The following is a 22,289-nucleotide window of genomic DNA, read 5'->3' as shown; positions in this document are numbered from 1 at the left end:
AAGGGTGGGGTCACGCCGTGGGGCCGGACGAGATACGCGCGCAGGTCGCTGACCTGCTCGGCGCCGACACCAACGACGTCGATCCCGACGCGGACTTGGTCGGGCAGGGTCTGGATTCGATCCGGATGATGAGCCTGGCCGGTCGCTGGCGCAAGCAGGGCATCGACGTCGACTTCGCGGCGCTGGCCGCTGACCCCCGTATCGCCGCCTGGCAGGAGCTGTTGGGCGACCGGGGCGTACCGGCACCGGACACCGCACCCGCGGTCGACCCAGCCGATGCCTGCGCGCCCTTTCCGCTGGCTCCCATGCAGCACGCCATGTGGGTGGGACGCGACGACGACGTCGCGCTCGGCGGGGTGGCCGGGCACCTGTATGTGGAGTTCGATGGGCGTGTTGTCGACCCGGACCGGTTGGCCACCGCCGCGGCCGCACTGGCCGCCCGCCACCCGATGCTGCGGGTGCAATTCTCACCCGACGGCACCCAGCACATCCGGCCCGATGCCGAACTGCCCGTCGCGGTGCAGGACCTGCGTGGCCTGGACGCCACGCAGGTGGCCCAGCGGCTGGACGCCACCCGGGTGGCGAAATCGCATCAGCAACTCGACGATGCGGTCTTCGAGCTCACCGTGTCGTTGCTGCCGGACGGCACCGCACGCTTGCACGTCGACCTGGACATGCAGGCCGCCGACGCCATGAGCTACCGCACCCTGATGGCGGATCTGGCCGCGGCCTACCGGGGGGAGACGCTGCCGGAGTTGGGCTACACCTACCGGCAGTACCGCCAGGCCACCGCCGACCGCCAACCGAATGAGAACCACCGCCAGTGGTGGGCGCAGCACATCCCCGACCTGCCCGACCCGCCCAAGCTGCCGCCGCCCGCCGGCGCCCCCACCGACCCGCGCCGCAGCACCCGGCGGTGGCACTGGCTGGACCCGGACACCCGCGACGCGCTGTTCGGTCAGGCCCGCGCCCACGGCGTCACCCCGGCCATGACCCTGGCCGCTTCGTTCTCCCACACCCTGGCCAGTTGGTCGGACGTACCGCGCTTCCTGCTCAATGTGCCGCTGTTCGGCCGCGAACCGTTGCACGACGACGTGGACCGGCTGGTCGGTGACTTCACCTCGTCGCTGCTGCTGGATGTGGATCTGAGCCAGGCCAGCACCGGCGTGCAGCGCGCGCACGCGGTGCAGGACGCCATGCGCACCGCGGCCGCACACGCGGACTACCCCGGCTTGGCGGTGCTGCGTGACCTGAGCCGCCACCGCGGCACGCAGGTGCTGGCACCGGTGGTGTTCACCAGCGCGCTGGGACTCGGGGAGTTGTTCGCCGATGAGGTCACCGCCGCGTTCGGCACCCCGGTCTGGATCATCTCCCAGGGCCCCCAGGTGCTGCTGGACGCGCAGGTCACCGAGTTCGGCGGCGGCATCCTGGTGAACTGGGATGTGCGCGAGGACATGTTCGCGCCGGGCGTGATCGACGCCATGTTCGCCCACCATATCGCCGACCTGACTCGGCTGGCCGGCCGTGACGGCTGGGCGGAACCGGCGTCGGCAGCATTGCCCGCCGACCAGGCGCAGGTGCGCGAGTCGGTGAACGCGGGCACCGCCGAACCCAGCGGGGAAGCCCTGCAGGACGGGTTCTTTCGTCAGGCCGACCGCGATCCCGGGGCGGTCGCGCTGCTGCACGGTTCGGGGGAGCTGAGCTACGGCCGGCTACGCGATCAGGCGTTGGCGGTGGCCGCTGCGTTGCAGGAGCGTGGTGTGCGACCCGGTGACACCGTGGCGCTGCTGGGGCCCAAGGGGGCCGAGCAGATTCCGGCGTTGCTGGGCATCCTGGCCGCCGGTGCGGTCTACCTGCCGATCGCTGCCGATCAGCCGCCCGGCCGCCGAGAGCCGATCCTGGCGCTGGGCGGTGCCGTGCTGGCCCTGGTGACCGGGGAGGCGTTGCCGGCGTTGGAGATTCCGGTGCTGGCGGTCTCCGATGCCGTGCAGCACTCCCGCCTGGCAGACCCGGTTCGCACCGCTCCGTTCGAGCTGGCCTACGTGGTGTTCACCTCCGGCTCCACCGGCGAGCCCAAGGGCGTCGAGGTCAGCCACGACGCCGCCATGAACACCATCGAAACCCTGAGCGCGCGTTTCGGATTCGCTCCGGGTGACCGCAGCCTGGCGCTGCTCACCTTGGATGCCGACATGTCGGTGCTCGATGTCTTCGCCATGCTGCGCGCCGGTGCGGCGATCGTGATGGTCGATGAAGCCGACCGGCGCAGCCCCGAGGTGTGGGCGCAGCTGGTGGCGCGGCACCGGGTCAGCGTGCTCAACCTGATGCCGGGGGCGCTGGAGATGCTGGCCGCCACCGGCGGGGAACTGTCGTCGGTGCGTGCGGTGTTGACCGGCGGCGACTGGGTGCGCCCCGAGCTGGCGCGACGGTTTGCGGCGCTGGCACCCGGGGTGCGCTTCGCCGGGCTGGGTGGCGCCACCGAGACCGCCATCCACGCCACGCTGTGCGAGGTCGAGGGTGACCCGCCGGCGCACTGGGCCGCGGTGCCCTACGGCATCCCGCTGCCCAACATCGCCTGCCGGGTCGTCGGCGCCGACGGAGCCGACCGCCCGGACTGGGTGGCCGGCGAACTGTGGGTCACCGGGCGCGGCATCGCCGCGGGTTATCGCGGCCGGCCCGATCTGACCGCCGAGAAGTTCGTCGAGCACGACGGCCGAACCTGGTATCGCACCGGGGATCTGGCCCGCTACCTTCCCGACGGCACCCTGGAATTCGTCGGCCGCGCCGATCACCGGGTCAAGATCAGCGGCTATCGCATCGAACTCGGCGAGGTCGAATCCGCACTGCGCCGGCTGCCCGGGGTGGCCGAGGCGGTGGTGGTGGCGCTGACCGAGCCCGGTGGGCGTGAGGTGCTGGCGGCCGCCGTGCGCGCCGGCGATCCCGCGGTGAGCGTTGCCCGATTGCGGGCCGGGCTGGCCGAGTCGCTGCCCGAGCACATGATTCCGCGCCAGCTGCACGTGGTTTCGGCGATTCCCTACACCGTCTCGGGCAAGATCGACCGGCGGGCGGTGACAGCCGAGCTGGCCGCGGCCGTGGCGGCCGGCGACGGCTACCGGGAGCCGGCCGGTCCGCTGCAGCGCGCCCTGGCCGCGATCATCGCCGAGGTGCTCGGCGCCGCCCGGGTCGGAGCAGACGACGACTTCTTCGCCCTGGGCGGCGATTCGGTGCTGGCCACCGCCGCCGTGTCACGCATCCGCACCTGGCTGGACGTCCCGGGCGCGGTGGTCGCCGACATCTTCGCCACCCGAACCGTCGCCGGGCTGGCTTCTCGGCTGGCAGCGGCCGAGGCCGATCCGGGCCGACTGGACGCGGTGGCCGAGGTGTATCTGGAAGTGGCGCAGCTCGATGCCGCCGAGGTGGCCGACGCCCTGCGATAAGGGCTGGTGGAGCGCGGTCACGGTGTGCCAGCATCGGTGATATGAAAGCGCGCCGATCGCTCCTGTTGCTCGGTGTTCCGGTGGCGATGGCCTTGGCCACGCTGCCCAGCGCACCGGTCGTCGTTCCCGCCGCCTCCGCTGCCGGCTGTCCCGACATCGAGGTGACCTTCGCTCGTGGCACCGCGGAGGCGCCAGGTGTCGGCGAAGTCGGCCAGAAATTCATCGACGCGTTGCGCTCGCAGGTCGGCGGGCGGTCCGTCGGGGTGTATGCGGTCAATTACCCCGCAGGCGAGGACTGGCCGCCATCGGCGTCCGACGGCGCCGGTGACGCGAACGCGCACGTGCAATCCATGGTGGCGACCTGTCCCGACACCAAACTGGTACTCGGCGGCTATTCGCAAGGAGCGATGGTCATCGATCTGATCACCATTGCGCGGGCATCGGTGGCGGGCTTCAACGCCGCGACCTTGTCGGCGGAGGAGGCCGAACACGTGGCTGCCGTCGCGGTTTTCGGCAATCCCACCGACCGGTACCTGGGTGGACCGGTCAGCGAGATCAGCCCCTGGTACGGCGCGAAGGCCATCGATCTGTGTGCAGACGGCGATCCGATCTGCACGCCGGGAGCCCTGGCGCTGCCTTCACACGACGAGATGTTCTCCGCGCCGCACCTGTCTTACGCGCAGTCGCCGATGCCGGCTCAGGCCGCGACGTTCGTGGCGAGCCATCTCTGACGCCGCGGTTATTCGACCACCTCGGAGGCCCAGTACTCACGCAGGCTGGCGATCCGCGCACCGGCGAATTCCAGGATGGCGACTTCCCGCATCCGCTTACGCACGTGCTGGATACGGTCGTCGAACGTCGCCTCCCACTCGGCGATCACCGTGGTGCCGTCGGTGGCGGTGTAGAGGTTGAGTAACCGGGCATCGATGTTGGCCTGGCCCTCGACGACCTTGTGCTGCCAATAGTCGCGGATTCCGGCGCGGGTGCGGATCGGTTCGCCCAGCACCCGCTCGTGGTAGGTGGCGTCGTCGGTGAAGATCGTGACGATGAGCTCGGGGTCCTGTTGCCTCCAGGCTCGCAGGTAGGTATCGATCGTGGTGCGGACGTCCATCAGGGCAGTCTGGCCCAGGGCGCGGCCCCGCCTTCGCCGAACGTGCATTCCGTGCCAGGAACCGCGCAGAAAACCGGCCTCCGTGCAGCCTGGTGCGGCGCAAGGGCTGGGACAGGCCCACCGACGCCCGGATTTCCGGCCCGCCGCCGGTAGGGGTAACCTGACGCAGGGAAATTAGGGCAGCCTTTACTAATACTTGCGAGGGGATCGGATGGCCGTCGACGACACCTCGGCCGTCGCGCAGTTCCCCTCCTGGATGGGCCGCTTTCCCGGCCCCGGCGCCCCCACGCTGGTCTTCCCGCACGCCGGCGGAACCGCGGTCAACTACCGCCCGCTGGCGCTGGCCCTGGCCGCCGGTGCCGACACCTACGTCATGCAGTATCCGCAGCGTGCCGACCGTTTCCGTGAGCCGGCCGCCGAAACCCTGCCGGAGTTGGCCCGCAGCCTGTTCGACGCCGCACCCTGGCATCAGCTCGGGCCGCTGCGCCTGTTCGGCCACAGCATGGGCGCGCTGGTCGCATTCGAATTCGCCCGGCTGGCCGAAAGCCGCGGCATCGAGATCCAGCGGCTGTGGGCCTCAGCCGCCCCCGCTCCCGGCGTGGTGGCCGGGCTGCGCAAGGTGCCCACCGGGGATGCCGACCTGCGCGCCGAACTCGCCCAGCTGGGCGGAACCGACCCGCGAATCCTGGCCGATGAGGAGTTCCTCACCCTGCTGCTGACCCCGGTGCGCTCGGATTACCTGGCGTTCAACCGTTACCAGTGCGCTCCTGACACCGCCATCGGCGCCGACATCACCGTGCTGGGTGGCCGCTCCGACGACCGGGTCGGCGCCGACCTGCTGGAGCGCTGGGCCGAGCACACCACCGGCGCCTGGTCGATGTCGCTGTACGACGGCGGGCACTTCTATCACTACGACCACATCGAGACCCTGGCGAAGCGGATCATCGCCGATGAATGATCGGCGCCAGGATCCGGTCGTCATCACCGGCCTCGGCGTCGAGGCGCCCGGTGGCATCGACACCGCCGAGCAGTACTGGTCACTGCTGGCCGACGGCCGCGAGGCCCTGAGTCCCCTTCCCGAGGACCGGGACTGGGCGGTGCGCGAACTCATCGAGGGATCGCACCGCGACGGCTTCAAACCGATCTGCAACGCCGGCGGATTCCTCTCCGGCGCTGCCGAATTCGATCCCGGATTCTTCGGTATCGCACCGCGCGAGGCCGTCGCGATGGACCCGCAGCAGCGGGTGGCACTGCGGGTGGCCTGGCGCGCCCTGGAAGACGCCGGCATCAACCCTGACGAACTCACCGGCCACGACGCCGGCGTGTATCTGGGTGCCTCGGTCACCGGCTACGGCCCGGACATGGCGCAGTTCAGCGCGCACAGCGGTCACCTGCTGCCCGGCACCGCACTGTCGGTGATCTCCGGCCGGATCGCCTACACCCTGGGCCTGGCCGGCCCGGCGATCACCGTCGACACCTCTTGTTCGTCGGCGCTGTCCGCGTTGCACCTGGCGGTGCAGGCGATCCAGACCGGTGACACCGATATGGCACTCGCCGGTGGGGTGTGCGTGATGGGCTCGCCCGGCTTCTTCGTGGAGTTCTCCAAGCAGCACGCCCTCTCCGACGACGGTCATTGTCGGCCCTACAGTGCCGCCGCCACCGGAACGGTGTGGGCTGAAGGTGCGGGAATCTTTGTGCTGCAACGAAAGTCGGCTGCGTTACGCGACCGTCGCCATATCTACGGCGAGATCATGGCCAGCTGGCTCAACCAGGACGGTCACACCCCCGGTCTGCTCACCCCCAGCGAAGCGGCCCAGCAGCGCCTGTTCCGGCGCGCTTTGGCCGACGCCGGCGTACATCCCAGCCAAGTCGGGATGATCGAGGGCCACGGAACCGGAACCCGGGTCGGTGACCCGGTAGAGCTGCGCTCGCTGATCAGTGTTTACGGCACCGACACGACGGCCGGCATCGGACCCCGGCTGGGCTCGGTCAAATCCAACATCGGGCATACCCAGGCCGCGGCCGGGGCGCTCGGGTTGACCAAGGTGCTGCTGGCCGCCGAGCACCAGGCGATCCCGCCCACCCTGCATGTGCGCGACGGCTGGCACGACGGCATCGACTGGGACGGTCACGGAATCGCGCTGGCCGAGACCATCACCCCCTGGCCGGCGAGTAACGGCCGCCGGATCGGCTCGGTGTCGGCGTTCGGAATGAGCGGCACCAACGCGCATCTGATCGTCGGGGTGGACGACGTTTCCGGGGTCGCCTCGTGCTGAACAACCACCCGACCACGCTGCCCGACGCCCGGATCCCCGTGCTGATCTCGGCACACGCCCGCGACCTGGTGGCTGCCGAGGCCGGCGCCCTGGCGCGCTACCTGCACACCCACCCGGCGGGGGTCCCAGCGGTATCCCAGACCCTGCGGGCAACCCGCCCGGTGCGCCGCTACCGCGCGGTGATCCGCGCCCGTGACGCCGCCGAGCTCCTCGCGGGCCTCGAGGCTCTCTACCGCGGCGTCGAACACCCGCTGGTGGCCCAGTCGCATCAACCCGAGGCCGCGCGCACCGCTTTCGTGTTTCCCGGCCAGGGGAATCAATGGCCGGGCATGGGAGCCGAACTGCTCGGCGTCGCGGCATACCGCGCTGAGGCGGACCGCTGCCATGAGGCCTTCCTGCGCGCCGGTCACGCCTCGCCGCTGAGCTATCTGCGCGGCATGGAGGACAGCGATCCCGTGGTGGTCCAAGCCGCCCAATTCACCCACGCCGCGGCGCTGGCCGCCACCTGGCGGCATTTCGGTGTGCTGCCCGACATCACCGTCGGCCACAGCCTGGGCGAGGTGGCCGCCGCCTACATCGCCGGCCTGGTGGACTTGGACGCCGCCGTGGCGGTGGTGGCCGCGCGGGCGCAGCTGACCGACCTGCTGGCCGCCAACGCACCGGTCCGATTCGGCATGGCGATGCTCGCCCTGAACGCCGACGCCGCCGCTGACCTCATCGCCGCCACCTCCGGCTGGCTGGAGCTCTCGGTGGTCAACGGCCCCGAGTCCGTGGTCGTGTCCGGCGAATGGTCGGCCATACAGCAGATTCTGGAAGCCGCCGGCCGGCGTGGCGTGTTCGCCCGCGAACTGCCGGTGCGCTACCCGGCGCACACCAGCGCCCTGGAGCCGCTGCGAGACCAGCTGACCGAGCAGCTTCCCGATGCGCAATTCCACAGCGCTCCGGTGGAATTCATCGGATCGGTGTACGGCGGACCGATCCCGCCCGGCACCACGTTCCGGCAGTACTGGTTCGACAATCTGCGCCGGCAGGTCCGGTTCGACTTGGCCGCCGCTGCCGCGGTGGCGCGCGGTGTCACGACGTTCATCGAGATGTCGGCACACCCGACCCTGCTGGTGGCGCTCGGCGACTCCGTGGGTGCCGCCCAGGTGCTGGGCAGCGCCGACCGTGACCAGCCGGCCAATGAGGCGCTGGCAGCCAACGTCGCCGCGGCGGCGATCGCCGACCCCGGCTACCGCTGGCGCGATTTCGCCCCGGCGCAAACTTCCGCGCCGCTGCGGCACTTCCCGCACGCACCGATGCACACCAACCGGCTGTGGGCCGGCGCGGAGACGTCGGTGCCGCGCCATCGGATGCCGGTGGTCATGACCGAAAGCTGGCTGCCGGTCACCGAGCCGCAACAGCGGCCCGCGCGGATAGCCGTCGTCGACTATGCCGGGCAATCGGGTGAACTGACCGCGCAACTGGCGGCGGAACTGGATGCCCTGGACGCCGAAGTGGTCGACCCCGCCGACGCCGAATTCCTGGTTCTGGTGGCTCCGCTCGCCGATGCGGTCGACATCGCCACCGCAACAACCGAGTTCGCCGGGTACGCCGCCAGCCAGACCGTGGTTCAGCCGGGACCGAACTGCCGCCGGGTATGGCTGGTGACCCGCGGCGCTGAGCAACTTGCCGGTGATCCGTCGCCGCGGCCAGGTGCAGCCGCCCTGGCCGCGCTGCACCGCAGCATCGGATTCGACTACCCCGATCACACGTTCGCCCATCTGGACCTGCCGGTGCAGCCCACCGCTGCAGACCTGCGAGCCGCCGGTGCCGCACTGTGGCTGACCGACACCGAGGTCGCGGTGCGTGCGGGGAGCCTGGCGACCCGCCGATTCGTCGAGTCCAGGGCCGCCGCAACCGTGCCGACGGTCCCGGAGACCGTGGTGATCAGCGGCGGAACCGGTGCGATCGGATTGGCCTACACGGCGTTCTGCGCCGAACACGGCGCCCGCGACATCGTCCTGCTCAGCCGCAGTGGGGCCAGCGATGCGAGTACGCCGCAGTTGGATGCGCTGCGTGCGCGTACCGGGGCGCGTATCACCGTGATCCGCTGCGACATCACCGATGACACCGCGGTCGCGGCGGTCATTGCGCAATATCGACCGGCACCGGCGGGACTGCTGGTGCATACGGCGTCGGCCGAGGCCGTGGCCAGGTCGAAGGTGACCGCTGCGGCAGTCCGGGACGCGTTCGGCGCCAAGGTGATCGGACTGGGCAACCTGGCACGGCATTGGCCGCTGGACGCCGGCGCACGCGTGTTGGTCTGTTCCTCGGTGCTGGCGCTGTGGGGCGGGTTGGGACACGGACTCTACGCGGCGGCCAACCGGATGGCTGACACGCTGGTGGGACAGCTTCGGGGGCAGGGCTTGGGCGCCACCTCCATCCGCTGGGGGCTGTGGCGCAGCGTGGCCGTGGTCAGCGGCGAGGAGAAGGACCGGATCGCCCGAACCGGCCTCACGCCGATGGCCCCGGAAGCCGCTATCGCCGCCGGACTTCTTGCCGCGCCGCACGACCCGGCGATCCTGGCCGCCGATTTCGATCGACTGGCGGTGTTCTTCGACAGCCAGGGCGTGCCCTCGCCCTTCGACGCAGCACTGACCGGCGCAACGGTGGACGGCCAGGCCGACCGCCCGATCGGCGAGGTGGTGGCCGACGAACTGGTGACGGTGCTCGGCTTGGAAGGCCCCGACGACATCGACATGCACCGGGCGCTGGTCGACCTCGGCCTGGATTCACTGCTTGCGCTGGACCTGCGCAAGCGCTTGGGGCGGGCCACCGGTTTACGAGTGGCGCTCGGTCCGCTGCTGGCCGGAATGACCGGAGCTCAGCTGACGGCGACGCTGACCGATGACGCAGCACCGGCCGCGGCTACGGAAAGGACTGTGTTCACCCATGACTGACACCGGCGGTTTAGCGAGGCTCGACGAAGGAGAGGCGAAGCTGGAATCGCCGCAGGGCACCGTCGAACAGGCGACCGACGCCAACGAGCTGCGGCTGGAACTGCTGCGCCGCAGACTCGCCGAACGGGGGCTGGCCACTGCATCTTCGGAGCCGCAGTCCGGGCCGGGCAACGGGTCTGCGCCGCCGGCCATGAGCGACGGACAGCGCCGTATGTGGTTCGTGCAGGCGCTCGACCCGGACGGCGCCCTGGCCAATATTTCGGTCTCCTACCGTCTCACCGGCCCGCTGGACGGCACCCGATTGCGGGCCGCGCTGGCCGCGGTGGCGGCGCGCCACCCCGTGTTGCGCACCGTCTATTCCGTCGATGACGCGGGCGAACCGCACCCGGTGATCTCCGAGGTCACGCCCGGCTTTGCCACACACGACCTGTCCGACCTCGCCGAACAGGCCCGCGCGCTGCGCCTGGAAGTCCTGGCTCAGCGCGAATTCGCCACCCCGTTCCGGCTGGATTCCGATGCCCCGCTGCGACTCACCCTGGTCCGGGTCGCACCGGACGGACACATCCTGCTGCTGGTGGCCCACCACATAGCCTGGGACGACGACTCCTGGGCGGTCTTCTTCGCCGACCTCACGGCCGCCTATGCCGACCCCGATCAGTTCGCCACCCGCGCCCCCGTACCGCACCCCACCGTTGCGGCCGGCTCGGGCCATGACGCCGAGCTGACCTACTGGCGCACCCTGCTGGCCGACCCGCCGGACCCGCTGGAACTGCCCGGCCCGCACGGCTCGGCGATACCCAGCACGTTGCGCGCCGGACTGTGTACCCGCACCCTGCCGGCGGAGTTGATGTCCGACATAACCGAGCTGGCCCGCAGCAACGGCGCGACGCCCTACATGGTGATCGCCGCGGCCCTGTCCGCCCTGATCCACCGCTACACGGCCACCGATGACTTCCTCATCGCCTCACCGGTGCTCAACCGCACCGCCGGCACCGAAGGAGCCATCGGTTACTTCGGCAACACCGTGGTGCTGCGCGCGAAAGTGGACGCCGCCACCCGATTCAGCGAACTGCTGACGCACACCCGCGACGCTGCCCTGGGGGCGTTCGGAAACCAGGGCATCAACCTCGACCGGGTGGTGCGCGAACTCAACCCGGATCGTCGGCACGGGGGTGTGGAACGACTCACTCGGCTCAGCTTCGGTTTCCGCTCGGCCCAAGGGGGCGGCTTCCAGCCGGACGGGATCACCTGCAGCCGAGCCGATTACCGCGGCAAGGTCGCCCAGCTGCCGCTGGGAATCATGGTGGAGGCCGGGCCGGACGGCGCGCTGATCGAGGCCGAGTACCTGCACGACGTGCTCGACGAGGCGTTGGTGGAGCAGTTGCTGCGCCACTTGGTGCAGCTGTTGTCCGCCGCCGTGGCACAGCCCCAGACAACCGTCGGCGAGCTGGACATGCTCGGCGATGACGACCGGGCCTGGTTGGACGCGATCTCTCGCGGACCCGACTTCGTCCCGCCACCGGGGGCGCCGGCCACCCTGGGCGCGCTGGTGGCCGACCGGGCCGCGGCCACCCCGAACGCGATCGCCGTTGTCGACGATCACGGCCGGTACACCTACGCCGAGATCAACGCGCGCGCCAACCGGATCGCACACCACCTGATCGCCGCGGGCATCGGCACCGAAGACAAGGTCGCGGTGCTGTTCGGCCGTTCGACCGATCTGGTGGTCACCGCCCTGGGTATCGCCAAAGCCGGCGCGGCCTACGTTCCCGTCGACCCCGAGTATCCGCTGGATCGCATCGAATTCATCCTCGGTGACGCTCGACCGTCGATCGTGCTGCGGGAACCGCTGACCGAAGACGAGCTGGCCGGCCGGCCCGACACCGACCCGACCGACGCCGACCGGGTACGCCCGCTGCGTCCGGAGAATCTGGCCTACCTCATCTACACGTCGGGTTCGACAGGATTGCCCAAGGGGGTCGAGGTCTCCCACGCCCCGATCACCGAGTACCTGGTCTGGTTCGGCGGCGAGTACGGAATCGACGACACCGACGTCCTGCTGCAGGTCGCATCACCGAGCTTCGACGTGTCGATCGGTGAACTGTTCGGAACCCTGGGAAGCGGTGCCCGGCTGGTGATTCCGCGCCCGGATGGTCTGCGCGACATCGGCTACCTGACCGACCTGCTGCAGCGCGAAGGCGTCACCGCCATGCACTTCGTGCCGTCGCTGCTCGGCCTGTTCCTGTCGCTGCCCGGCGTGAACCAATGGCGCACCCTGAGGCGCATCCCGATCGGTGGCGAACCGTTGCCGGGCGAACTCGCGGACAAGTTCCACGCCACCTTCGACGCCCTGCTGCACAACTTCTACGGCCCCACCGAGACCGTGGTGAACTCGTCCCGACACAAGGTGGAAGGCCCGCAGGGCAACCGGATCGTGCCGATCGGCAGCCCGAACATCAATACCACCATGTGGCTGCTCGACGACGCGCTGCAACCGGTCCCGGTTGGGGTGATCGGCGAGATCTACATCGGCGGAACACATATGGCCCGCGGCTACTTCGACCGCTCCGGTCTGACCGCCGAGCGTTTCGTCGCCGATCCGTGGACGCCCGGCCAGCGGCTGTATCGCACCGGTGATCTTGCCCGCCGCAATACCGCCGGCGAGCTGGAATTCATCGGCCGCGCCGACGACCAGGTCAAGGTCCGCGGCTTCCGGATCGAGCTCGGCGAGGTGGCCTCGGCCATCTCGGTGGATCCCAGCGTCGGCCAGTGCGTGGTCGTGGTTTCGGACCTTCCCGGGTTGGGCCGCAGCCTGGTCGCCTACCTGACCCCCGCCGGCCCGGGCGCCGGAGAAGACACCGTCGAGATCCCGCGGATCCGGGCCCGCGTGGCCGCGGCATTGCCGGAATACATGGCGCCGGCGGCCTACGTGGTGGTCGACGACATCCCGATCACAGCGCACGGCAAGATCGACCGGGCCGCGCTGCCCGACCCGCACCCGATCGAGAGCACCCCGTACCGGGAGCCGCAGACCGACACCGAACACGTGGTGGCGCAACTGTTCGCGCAACTGCTCTCCCGCGACCAGGTGGGTGCCGACGACTCGTTCTTCGACCTCGGCGGTCACTCGCTGCTGGCCACCAAACTGGTCGCGGCGATCCGCGCCCGCTGCGAGGTGGAGATCGGCATCCGGGAGATCTTCGAGGCCAGCACGGTGGCCCGGCTGGCCGCCGCGATCGACCGGGCGCCGGCCGCGCAACCCGGCGAGAACGGGGCCGGTCGACCGCCGCTGGTTGCCGTACCGCGCTCCGGCAACCTTCCGGTCTCGGCGTCGCAGCTGCGAACCTGGTTCGCCTACCGACTGGACCCGGGTGCCACCGGCGACAACATTCCGCTGACGGCCCGGCTCACCGGCCCCTGCGACACAGCCGCCCTGACCGCCGCCATCGGTGACATGGTGGGCCGCCACGACAGCCTGCGCACCACGTTCCGCGAGATCGACGGGTTGCCACATCAGGTGATCAACGCCGGCGCAGCGGTGCCGGTGACCGAACTGCACTGCCCCGAAACCGATCCGGGTGCGGTCACAACATGGACGCGGGCCCGACTCGACGAGCAGCGCAGCATCGCGTTCGACCTGGAACGGGATTGGCCGATCCGGGCGGCGCTGCTGCACCTGCCCGGCGACGAACGGGTGCTGTCCCTGGTGGTGCACCACATCGCCGCCGACCACTGGTCGGTCGAGGTGCTCTTCACCGACCTGCTGATCGCCTACCGGTCCCGCGCCGCCGGCTCCGCCCCGGCATGGGAGCCGCCGGCGTTGCAGTACGCGGACTTCGCGCACTGGCAGGGCGAGTTGCTGCGCGACGAGTCCGGTCTGATCGAGGCGCAACGTCGCTACTGGATCGAGCAACTGGCCGGGCTGGCCGACGACACCGGACCGCGGCCGGACTTTCCGCGGCCCGCCACCGCGAACGGCTCCGGTGACTCGGTCGCCTTCACCGTCCCCCCGCAGGTGCGAGCAGGGCTTGCGGCGCTGGCCCGCGAGACCGGCGCCACCGAGTTCATGGTGGTGCAGTCCGCGGTCGCGATACTGCTGCATTTGGCCGGCAGCGGCGACGACATCCCGCTCGGGGTGCCGATCGCCGGACGCACCGACAACGCACTGGACAACCTGGTCGGGTTCTTCGTCAACATCGTGGTTCTGCGAAACCGGTTGTCCGGAAACCCGACACTGCGCCAGGTGGTGGCCCGGGCGCGGGAAACCGCACTGGGTGCCTACGCGCATGCCGACCTGCCGTTCGACCGGCTGGTAGAGGCGCTCAACCCGGTCCGCACGCTGTCGCGCAACCCGCTGTTCCAGGTGGTGGTCCACGTCCGCGAAGCGGCCGACGTCACCCACGTCGTCGACACCGGACCCGAGGGCGACCTGGTGTTCCGCACCGTGATGCCGACGTTCGACATCGCTCACGCCGACCTGTCGGTGAATCTGTTCACCACAGCCGACTCCGACGGGGAAGGCTATGACGGACATCTGATCTACCGCACCGACCTCTACGAGCGTGCCACCGTGCAGCGACTGGCCGACTGGCTGGGCGGGGTGCTGGCGACCATGGCAGGCGATCCGGGTCGGGCGCTGCGCGACATCAGCCTGGTCGACGAGCAGCAACGCGAGCGCATCCTGCAGCAGTGGAGTCGCGGTGCCGAGATTCCCGCGGGCGATCCGCAAACCATCGCCGACGTGCTGGCGCCCAGCCGGAGCTTCGACGGCGTCGCCGTGCGTTGCGCCGGAGCCGAGCTCAGCTACCCGCAGCTGCATTCTCGCTCCGACCGGCTTGCCGAACTGTTGATCGCCGCCGGCGTGGAGCCCGGAACCCTGGTGGGTCTGTCGGTGCGCCGGGACCTGGATCTGCCGGTGGCGCTGGTCGGCATCATGAAGGCCGGCGCCGGCTACTTCCCGCTGGACCCGAGCTATCCGCGTCAGCGCCTCGAATTCATGATCGAGGATGTCGCGCCGAAGGTGATCCTGGTCAGCGAGGCCACCCGGGACGTGATTCCCGCGCCGGACGGTGTCACGCTGCTCTGCTTGGACGACGCCGACGTGCAGTCGGATCTGGCCAAAGACGCTGCCGCGGTGAACCTTCCGGTGCCGCACCCCGATGCCCCGATGTATCTGGTGTTCACCTCCGGATCCACTGGCGTGCCCAAGGGCGTGTTGGGCACCCACCGGTCGATGAGCGCACGCCTGAACTGGCAGATCGCCCACTATCCGGTCCCCGGCGAGGACATCCGGCTGGCCCAGTCGTCGATGACGTTCCTGGAAGGCGGCATGGAGATGCTGGCGGGGTTGGCCGCCGGGGCGACGCTGATTCTGGCCGACGACAACGAATTCCGTAACCCCGAAGCACTGGCACGGCTGATCGTGGACGAGCGGGTGGCTCAAGTGACCGCGGTGGCCAGCCTGATCTCGGTGCTGGCCGATTCGGCACCCGACGCGCTGCGCGGCCTGCGCCGGCTGGTGTGCAGCGGTGAACCCGTCTCGGCGGACCTGCTGGCTCGGCTGGGCGCGGCACTTGATCCGGATGCCCAGCTGCTCAACAACTTCGGTGCCACTGAGACCTCCGGTGCGGCAGTGCGCGGCGAACTGGAGCCGCCCACCCCGAAACTGGGCCGGCCCACCCCCGGATCGCAGGCCTACCTGCTCGACGATGCGTTGCAGCCGGTGCCGCCGGGGGTGGTCGGCGAGGTCTATTACGCGGGCCCGCAGATCGTCCGCGGCTACTGGAAGCGGCCGGGACTGACCTCGACCCGCTTCGTCGCCAACCCCTTCTCAGACGAACCCGGTGATCGGCTCTACCGCAGTGGCGACCGGGCCCGTTGGACCCACGACGGGGTGCTGGAGTTTGTGGGTCGCACCGACCACCAGGTCAAGGTGCGTGGCTTCCGGGTGGAGCTGGCCGAGGTGGAGGCCGCGTTGCGTGGCGCACCGGGAGTGGCGACGGCCGCTGCCCGCACCTGGGAGCAGCGCGGTGTGAGCACCCTGGCCGGCTACCTGGTACCTGCGGCCCCGGTCTCGGACGCGGCGGAGTTCATCGCTTCAGTGCGTGCGGCCGTGGCCGCGACGCTGCCGGGCTACATGGTCCCGTCATCGTTGACGGTGCTCGACGCCATGCCGTTGACGGACTCCGGGAAGCTGAATCGGCCCGCGCTGCCGCAGCCGGCGGTGGCCACCCGCGGGGAATCGGACCCACCGGTCACTGCCACGGAACAGACCCTGGTCGGAATCTGCGCCGAGCTCTTGGGTGTCGCGGCGATCGGGCGCAGCGACGGCTTCTTCGAAGTCGGCGGCGACAGCATCCTGTCGGTGCAGCTGGCCGCGCGGGCGCGCGCGGCGGGGCTGGACGTCGACCCGCGGATGATCTTCGAGCACCCGACATTCGCCGAACTGGCCACCGCTGTCGACGCTGCGGCCGCGGCCGGTGGCACACCGGAAGCCGCCGACACGGCGTTTGAGCCGATGAGCGTCTCGGGTCTGAGCAGCGATGCACTGGCCGATCTGACCGCGGCATGGGGTGATTCGCCGTGACCGAGACTGCGTCTGCGCACAGCACTGCGCGCCCTGCGGCGATCGAGGACGTGCTGGCACTCTCCCCGCTGCAGCAGGGACTGTTCTCGCTGGCCAAGCTCGCCACCGATGACGGAGGCGGTGTCGACGGCATCGATGTCTATACCGTGCAGTTCGTCATCGACATCGTCGGTCCCGTCGACGCAGGGCTGTTACGCCGCAGTGCCGAGACGATGCTGGCCCGGCATGCGAATCTGCGGGCATCGTTCTGGGACGTCGACCTGCCACACCCGGTACAGATCATCCCGGCGACAGCGGTTCTTCCGTGGCGGGAAATTGAGGCTGCACCAAGCGAGTTCGATGAGCTTGCGCGCATCGAACGCACCACGAATTTCGACTTGGCCCGCGGACCGTTGCTGCGCTTCGTGCTGGCCCGGTCCGCCCCCGAGCAGTACCGGCTGATCCTCACCGTGCACCACCTACTGATCGACGGGTGGTCGATGGCGGTGTTCTTCGACGAGATGGTGGCGATCTACCGCGCCGGCGGTGTCGACCCGCTGCCTGCCCCGCGCCCCTACCGCGACTACATCGGCTGGCTGACAAGCCAAGACACTGCCGCCGCGACACAGCGGTGGCGCGACTACCTAGCTCCGCTGAGCGGCCCGACCATGCTGGCCGGCGGAGAACGGCTCGCGGTGGGCAGTGCGCTCCCGCAGACCCACGAGGTCGCGCTGGACAGCGAGGCCACCGCGCGGCTGACCGAGTGGGCTCGCCGCCACGGCCTGACGCTGAACACGGTGCTGCAGTTCGCCTGGGCGGTGCTGCTCGGCCGGCTCACCGACCGGACCGACCTGGCGTTCGGCGCGGTGGTGTCGGGCCGCCCGCAACAGCTCACCGGCGTCGAGACCATGGTCGGTCTGTTCATCAACACCGTCCCGGTGGCCGCGTCGACGCCGCCGCGCGCCGAGGTGGTCGCCACCTGTCAAGCGCTGCAACGCGATACCGCTGCCATGCGCGACCTGGGCTATCTGAGTCTGTCGACGGTGCAGCGGGCCAGCAGCAACGCGGTCTTCGACACTCTGCTGGTATTCGAGAACGCGCCCATCGGCTCGGCGACAGCCGGGGTGACCACTGCGGACGGGGTGCGTTTCATCCCGGTGACGGTGGAAAGCCTCACGCACTACCCGCTGACGCTGGTCAGCTACCCGCCCCGCGACGGCCGGCTCACCGTGCTGCTCGAGGCGGTCCCGGATGCGCTGGGGGAGTTGTCAGTTCCCGATCTGGGGCAGCGGTTGCTGCAGGTGCTGCGCCAGCTTCCCGACCCGGCGCGGCCGCGCGTCGCTGACCTGGACGTGCTGCTGCCCGTCGAGCGGAGCCGCATCACCGATCCGGCGGACCGCCACATCAAACCCGAGTCCTCGGTGCCCGCGCTGTTCGCCGCGGCCGCCGCAGCGCATCCGGACAGTCCAGCGCTCACCGGCGAGGACCGCAGCCTGACCTACGCCGAGTTGGCGGCCGAATCCGCCGCACTGGCACGAACATTGGCCGCCCGCGGGATCGGCCCAGAAGACCGGGTCGCGATAGCGCTGCCGCGCTCGCTGGACTCGGTCATTGCGATTCTGGCGGTGCTGCAGGCCGGGGCGGCCTACGTTCCCGTCGACATCGGCCTGCCCGAGGTGCGCATCGACTCGATTCTGCGCCAAGCCGGCCCGAAGCTGACACTGACCGTCCCACTGCTGTCCGAGTTGCGCGCCGAAGACGCGGTGCAGATGCCGACTCCGGTGGTGATCCACCCCGACTCGGCCGCCTACGTGATCTTCACCTCCGGATCCACCGGAGAACCCAAGGGCGTTGTCGGCACCCACCGCGCGCTGGCGTCGTACTTCGCCGACCACCAGCAACGCATGTACGCGCCCGCCGTCGCGCGCTTGGGCCGGCCACTACGGGTCGCGCACGCCTGGTCACTGAGTTTCGACGCGAGCTGGCAGCCGCTGGTCGGTCTGCTAGGTGGTCAGTGCGTACATCTGTTCTCCACCGACGAGATGCGTGACGCCGAGGCGATCATCGACGGCATCCGCCGGCACCGGCTGGACATGATCGACACCTCACCGTCGATGTTCACCCAACTGTTCGACGCCGGCCTGCTGGATGCCGGCTCCGACCACCGCCTGACTGTGCTGGCGCTCGGCGGCGAGGCGATCGCACCGCACACGTGGGCACGACTGCGTGCGGCGCCCTCGACTGCGGTCCACAACTGCTACGGACCCACCGAGACCACGGTGGAAGCCGTTGTCGCCGACGTCGCCGACACCGATGTGCCGGTGATCGGAGAAGCGGTGCGCGGCATGAGCGCCCACGTACTGGACTCTGCCCTGCGCGAAGTGCCCGATGGGGTGGCCGGCGAGCTGTACCTGGCTGGAGTGCAGGTCACCCGCGGCTATCTGGGCCGCGCCGGGGCGACCGCGGCCCGCTACGTCGCCGACCCGTTTCGCGCCGGCGGCCGGATGTATCGCACCGGGGATCTGGTCCGGCGCCGAACCGATGGCCGCCTGGTCTATCTCGGCCGCGCCGACGACCAGGTCAAGGTGCGCGGGTACCGGGTCGAGATCGCTGAGGTCGAGGCCGCGCTGGCCGCCGTGCCCGGGGTGACCGCGGCGGCGGTTCTTCCCGTGCAGGGGCCGGCCGGCACCCAGCTGGCCGGTTTCGTCACCGGCGCGCAGGTGGACATCACCCGGGTGCGCGCCGAGATCGGTAGCCGCTTGCCGTCCTACCTGATGCCTGCCCGAATCACCGCGGTGGAGTCGATGCCGTTGACCGCGAACGGAAAGCTGGACACCGCGGTGTTGCTGGAGCTCGCCGGTCCCTTCGTCAGCGGGGGGGTAGCGGCGGCCACCGACACCGAACGGGTCTTGGTGGAACTGCTTGCCGAGGTGTTCGCCGGCCCGGAGGGCGCCGACGCGGTGGCAGGTGCGGCGCCGGGAGTCGAGACCGATCTGCGCGAGCTGGGTCTGGACAGCATCGTCGCACTGTCGATGGTGCGGGCGGCCCGCCGGCGAGGCCTGCCGCTGCGTCCGCGGACCATCTTGAGCTGCAACACGATTCGGGACGTGGCTGCCGACTTGGACCGCGAGATGGCCGAAGCCGGCGAAGCGGCACAGCGCGACGGATCGCAGGCGCCCGACGGGCCGATTCCGCTGCTACCGGCGGGCCGCTGGCTCTATCAGTACGGCGACCCGCGCCGGTTGGGGCAGGTCGAAGCGATTCGCCTGCCCGACGACACCGCGCCCGAGCAGCTGCGGGCCGCCCTGGCCGCGATCGTCGCCGCGCATCCGTTGTTGCGTGCCCGACTCGACACCGCGGAGCTGACGCTGTACCCGATCGAGCCCGTCGACGTCCTGACCGAGGTCACGGTCGCGGCGGCCGACCTTTCGGTGGTCACCGCGCACGGCACCCGGCTGTTGGAGAGCCTGGATCCGGAGAACGGAGTCATGCTGCGCGCAGTGTGGCTGCGCGCGCCGGACAGTGCGGGAGTGCTGATGTTATGCGGGCACGTGCTGGCACTGGACCCGGTGTCGTGGCAGGTGATCCTGGGTGAGCTGCACGCCGCGCTGACCGGGGCGGAGCCGCTGCCGGAGCGCAGCGGCTACCGGCGCTGGGCGGCGGCGCTGCAGGAACGTGCGCAGACCCTGGACACCGTCGACTTCTGGGCCGCCCAGCTGGCCGGCGGCGACCCGGATCTGGGTGCTCGGCGGGTCGACCCCGCGCGTGATCGCGCCAGTGATCTCACCGTGTCGGTGACCGTCGCCGACCCGGGGCTCACCGCCGCGCTGTCGGCCTTGCCCGTTCCGATGCATGACCTGCTGGTCGCGGCGATCGCGCGGATGGTCACCGCCTGGCGGGCCCGCCGCGGACAGGCCGGGCCGGTCCCACTGCTGGCCTTGGAGACCCACGGACGTGCCGAGGAGGTCGTGACCGGTGTCGACACCGCCGACATCGCCGGATTGCTGTCCGCCATTTATCCGCTGCGGGTGCCCCAGGCCGACCCGGCCGGGGTGGCGGGCGCACTTGCTGGCATCCCGGGAGGCGGAATCGACTACGGACTGCTGGCCTACCTGCGTGCCGACACCGCCGAGCGGCTGGCGGCTCAGCCGGGGCCGCAGGTGCTGCTGAACTACCTGGGCCGGGTCGACCGTGCCGGGGGCGGGCCAGCCGTGGCGCCCGACCTGATCGCCGGTCTGCCGTCGGTGCCCGAACCTGGTCAGGCGGTACGTCACGAGCTCAGCGTCTTCGCTGCGGTGGCCGACCTCGGGGCGGGACAGGCGTTGATGACCCAGTGGCGCACACTGCCCGATATCCTCGGCGACGCCGAGATCGTGCAACTGCAAGAGCTGTTCACCGACAGCCTGGGCGACCTGGTGGAGGAACTGCGATGAGCACACTTGCGGTGGTAGGGGCCGGGGCCAAAGCGGTCGCGGTGGCCGCCAAGGCCGCCGCACTACGCGAGATGGGTGTCGCCGCACCGGATGTGGTTGCCGTCGAGCGCACCGAGGTCGCCGCCAACTGGCGCGCGACCGGCGGCTGGACCGACGGCGCGCACCGGCTGGGCACCAGCCCGGAGAAGGACGTCGGCTTCCCGTACCGCTCGGCACTGGTGGCCGGCCGCAACGCCGAACTCGACGAACGCATGACCCGCTACGGCTGGCAGTCCTATCTGATCGCCACCGGCCAGTTCGCCGAGTGGGTCGACCGCGGCCGGCCGGCCCCCACCCACCTGCGGTGGAGCCAGTACTTGCGCTGGGTCGCCGACGCGGTGCAACTCAACGTGATTCCCGGCGAGGTGGAGCGGCTGGGGGTGAACGGCGCAGGCTGGGTGCTGCACACTAGGGAGGCCTCCCGGGAGACTACAGTCGCCGCAGACGCGGTGATGATCACCGGCCCGGGGCAGGCCGAGAAGTCGATCCTGCCCGGCAACCCGCTGGTGCTGTCCATCGCGCAGTTCTGGCATCGCGCTGCGGCCGACCGGATCAGCGCCGAGCGCGTGGCCGTCATCGGCGGCGGTGAGACAGCCGCATCGATGCTCAATGAGCTTTTCCGGCACCGGGTTTCGACGATCACCGTGATCTCCCCACAGGTGACTCTGTTCACCCGTGGCGAGGGATTCTTCGAGAACGCCCTGTTCTCAGATCCCACCGACTGGACCGCGCTGACCTTGGCGGAGCGTCGAGATGCATTGGCCCGCACTGACCGTGGGGTGTTCTCGGCCCGGGTGCAAGACGCGCTGCTGGCCGACGACCGGATCCGCCACCTGCGGGGCCGGGTCGCGCACGCGGTGGCTCGCGATGGCCGAATCCGTTTGACGCTGAGCACCAACCGCGGCGGCGAGAATTTCGAGACCGTGCACGGTTTCGATCTGGTGATCGACGGCTCCGGCGCCGATCCGTTGTGGTTCGTATCGCTGTTCGGCCAGGACACCTTGGACCTGCTCGAGCTGGGCTTGGGCGGACCGCTTTCCGGCGACCGGCTGGCCGAAGCGATCGGGCACGACCTGGCCATCACCGACGTCACTCCGAAGCTCTTCCTGCCGAACTTGGCCGGGCTCACTCAGGGGCCTGGTTTTCCCAACCTGAGCTGCTTGGGACTGCTGTCCGACCGGGTGCTGGGCGCCCACCTTTCCGCTGCGCCACCGATACCGAGGAGATCCGATGAGCACCAATCCCTTTGACGACGAAAGCGGCAGCTTCTACGTGCTGGTCAACGACGAGGAGCAGTACAGCCTGTGGCCGACGTTCGCCACTGTTCCCGCTGGGTGGTCAGTGGTCTACGGGGGTGAACAGGGTGCCGACCGCGCGGCCTGTTTGGACTACGTCGAGCAGCACTGGAACGACCTGCGGCCCAAGAGTCTTCGTGATGCCATGGCGGCCGAACGGGGGTAGCCTGGCTCCGGTATCCGTCGTTGAAAAG

The 22,289-nt window shown here is 70.1% G+C and carries 10 protein-coding genes; 9 read left to right on the top strand and 1 reads right to left on the bottom strand.

Annotated elements, in window-relative coordinates:
- Positions 1–17: 17 nt before the first annotated feature.
- Positions 18–3,434, top strand: a complete 3,417-nt coding sequence (locus N416_RS0103265) for a non-ribosomal peptide synthetase (protein WP_024440702.1) — start codon at positions 18–20, stop codon at positions 3,432–3,434.
- 41 nt (positions 3,435–3,475) lie between these two features.
- Positions 3,476–4,165, top strand: a complete 690-nt coding sequence (locus N416_RS0103260) for a cutinase family protein (RefSeq protein ID WP_024440701.1) — start codon at positions 3,476–3,478, stop codon at positions 4,163–4,165.
- Positions 4,166–4,173: 8 nt separating this feature from the next.
- Here N416_RS0103260 and N416_RS0103255 read toward each other — a convergent pair whose 3' ends face one another.
- The gene (locus N416_RS0103255) at positions 4,174–4,545 is read right to left on the bottom strand and encodes a nuclear transport factor 2 family protein (protein WP_024440700.1); all 372 of its coding nucleotides are present in this window, start codon (positions 4,543–4,545) and stop codon (positions 4,174–4,176) included.
- Positions 4,546–4,756: 211 nt separating this feature from the next.
- Here N416_RS0103255 and N416_RS0103250 point away from each other — a divergent pair, with 211 nt between their 5' ends.
- Genes N416_RS0103250 through N416_RS0103220 form a run of 7 tightly spaced genes read left to right on the top strand, consistent with a single transcriptional unit; the run spans position 4,757 to position 22,261 of the window.
- Entirely contained in the window at positions 4,757–5,503 is a 747-nt protein-coding gene (locus tag N416_RS0103250) for a thioesterase II family protein (protein ID WP_024440699.1), read from the top strand.
- The gene (locus N416_RS0103245) at positions 5,496–6,821 is read left to right on the top strand and encodes a polyketide synthase (protein ID WP_024440698.1); all 1,326 of its coding nucleotides are present in this window, start codon (positions 5,496–5,498) and stop codon (positions 6,819–6,821) included. The genes N416_RS0103250 and N416_RS0103245 overlap by 8 nt, the downstream gene beginning before the upstream one ends.
- Positions 6,815–9,763, top strand: a complete 2,949-nt coding sequence (locus N416_RS0103240; RefSeq protein ID WP_024440697.1) for an SDR family NAD(P)-dependent oxidoreductase — start codon at positions 6,815–6,817, stop codon at positions 9,761–9,763. Before N416_RS0103245 ends, N416_RS0103240 begins: the two co-directional genes overlap by 7 nt.
- The gene (locus N416_RS0103235) at positions 9,756–16,349 is read left to right on the top strand and encodes a non-ribosomal peptide synthetase (RefSeq protein ID WP_024440696.1); all 6,594 of its coding nucleotides are present in this window, start codon (positions 9,756–9,758) and stop codon (positions 16,347–16,349) included. Before N416_RS0103240 ends, N416_RS0103235 begins: the two co-directional genes overlap by 8 nt.
- Positions 16,346–20,761, top strand: a complete 4,416-nt coding sequence (locus tag N416_RS21260; protein WP_051190160.1) for a non-ribosomal peptide synthetase — start codon at positions 16,346–16,348, stop codon at positions 20,759–20,761. Before N416_RS0103235 ends, N416_RS21260 begins: the two co-directional genes overlap by 4 nt.
- Positions 20,758–22,050, top strand: a complete 1,293-nt coding sequence (mbtG, locus tag N416_RS0103225) for an NADPH-dependent L-lysine N(6)-monooxygenase MbtG (protein WP_024440695.1) — start codon at positions 20,758–20,760, stop codon at positions 22,048–22,050. Before N416_RS21260 ends, mbtG begins: the two co-directional genes overlap by 4 nt.
- A complete protein-coding gene (locus N416_RS0103220) occupies positions 22,031–22,261 on the top strand; it encodes an MbtH family protein (protein ID WP_024440694.1) in 231 nt (76 codons plus the stop codon). The genes mbtG and N416_RS0103220 overlap by 20 nt, the downstream gene beginning before the upstream one ends.
- The last annotated feature ends 28 nt before the right edge of the window (positions 22,262–22,289 follow it).

This window comes from Mycobacterium sp. UM_WGJ, assembly GCF_000455125.1.
GTDB lineage: Bacteria > Actinomycetota > Actinomycetes > Mycobacteriales > Mycobacteriaceae > Mycobacterium.
Note: the sequence above shows the minus strand (reverse complement) of the source record. Positions and strands in the feature narration are given on the sequence as shown.

Bases quoted from the DNA above. Each gene is read 5' to 3' on its own strand.
- N416_RS0103260 (WP_024440701.1), top strand. From the start codon at position 3,476: ATGAAAGCGCGCCGATCGCTCCTGTTGCTCGGTGTTCCGGTGGCGATG.
- N416_RS0103220 (WP_024440694.1), top strand. From the start codon at position 22,031: ATGAGCACCAATCCCTTTGACGACGAAAGCGGCAGCTTCTACGTGCTG.
- N416_RS0103250 (WP_024440699.1), top strand. From the start codon at position 4,757: ATGGCCGTCGACGACACCTCGGCCGTCGCGCAGTTCCCCTCCTGGATG.
- N416_RS0103255 (WP_024440700.1), bottom strand. From the start codon at position 4,545: ATGGACGTCCGCACCACGATCGATACCTACCTGCGAGCCTGGAGGCAA.
- N416_RS0103245 (WP_024440698.1), top strand. From the start codon at position 5,496: ATGAATGATCGGCGCCAGGATCCGGTCGTCATCACCGGCCTCGGCGTC.
- N416_RS0103235 (WP_024440696.1), top strand. From the start codon at position 9,756: ATGACTGACACCGGCGGTTTAGCGAGGCTCGACGAAGGAGAGGCGAAG.
- mbtG (WP_024440695.1), top strand. From the start codon at position 20,758: ATGAGCACACTTGCGGTGGTAGGGGCCGGGGCCAAAGCGGTCGCGGTG.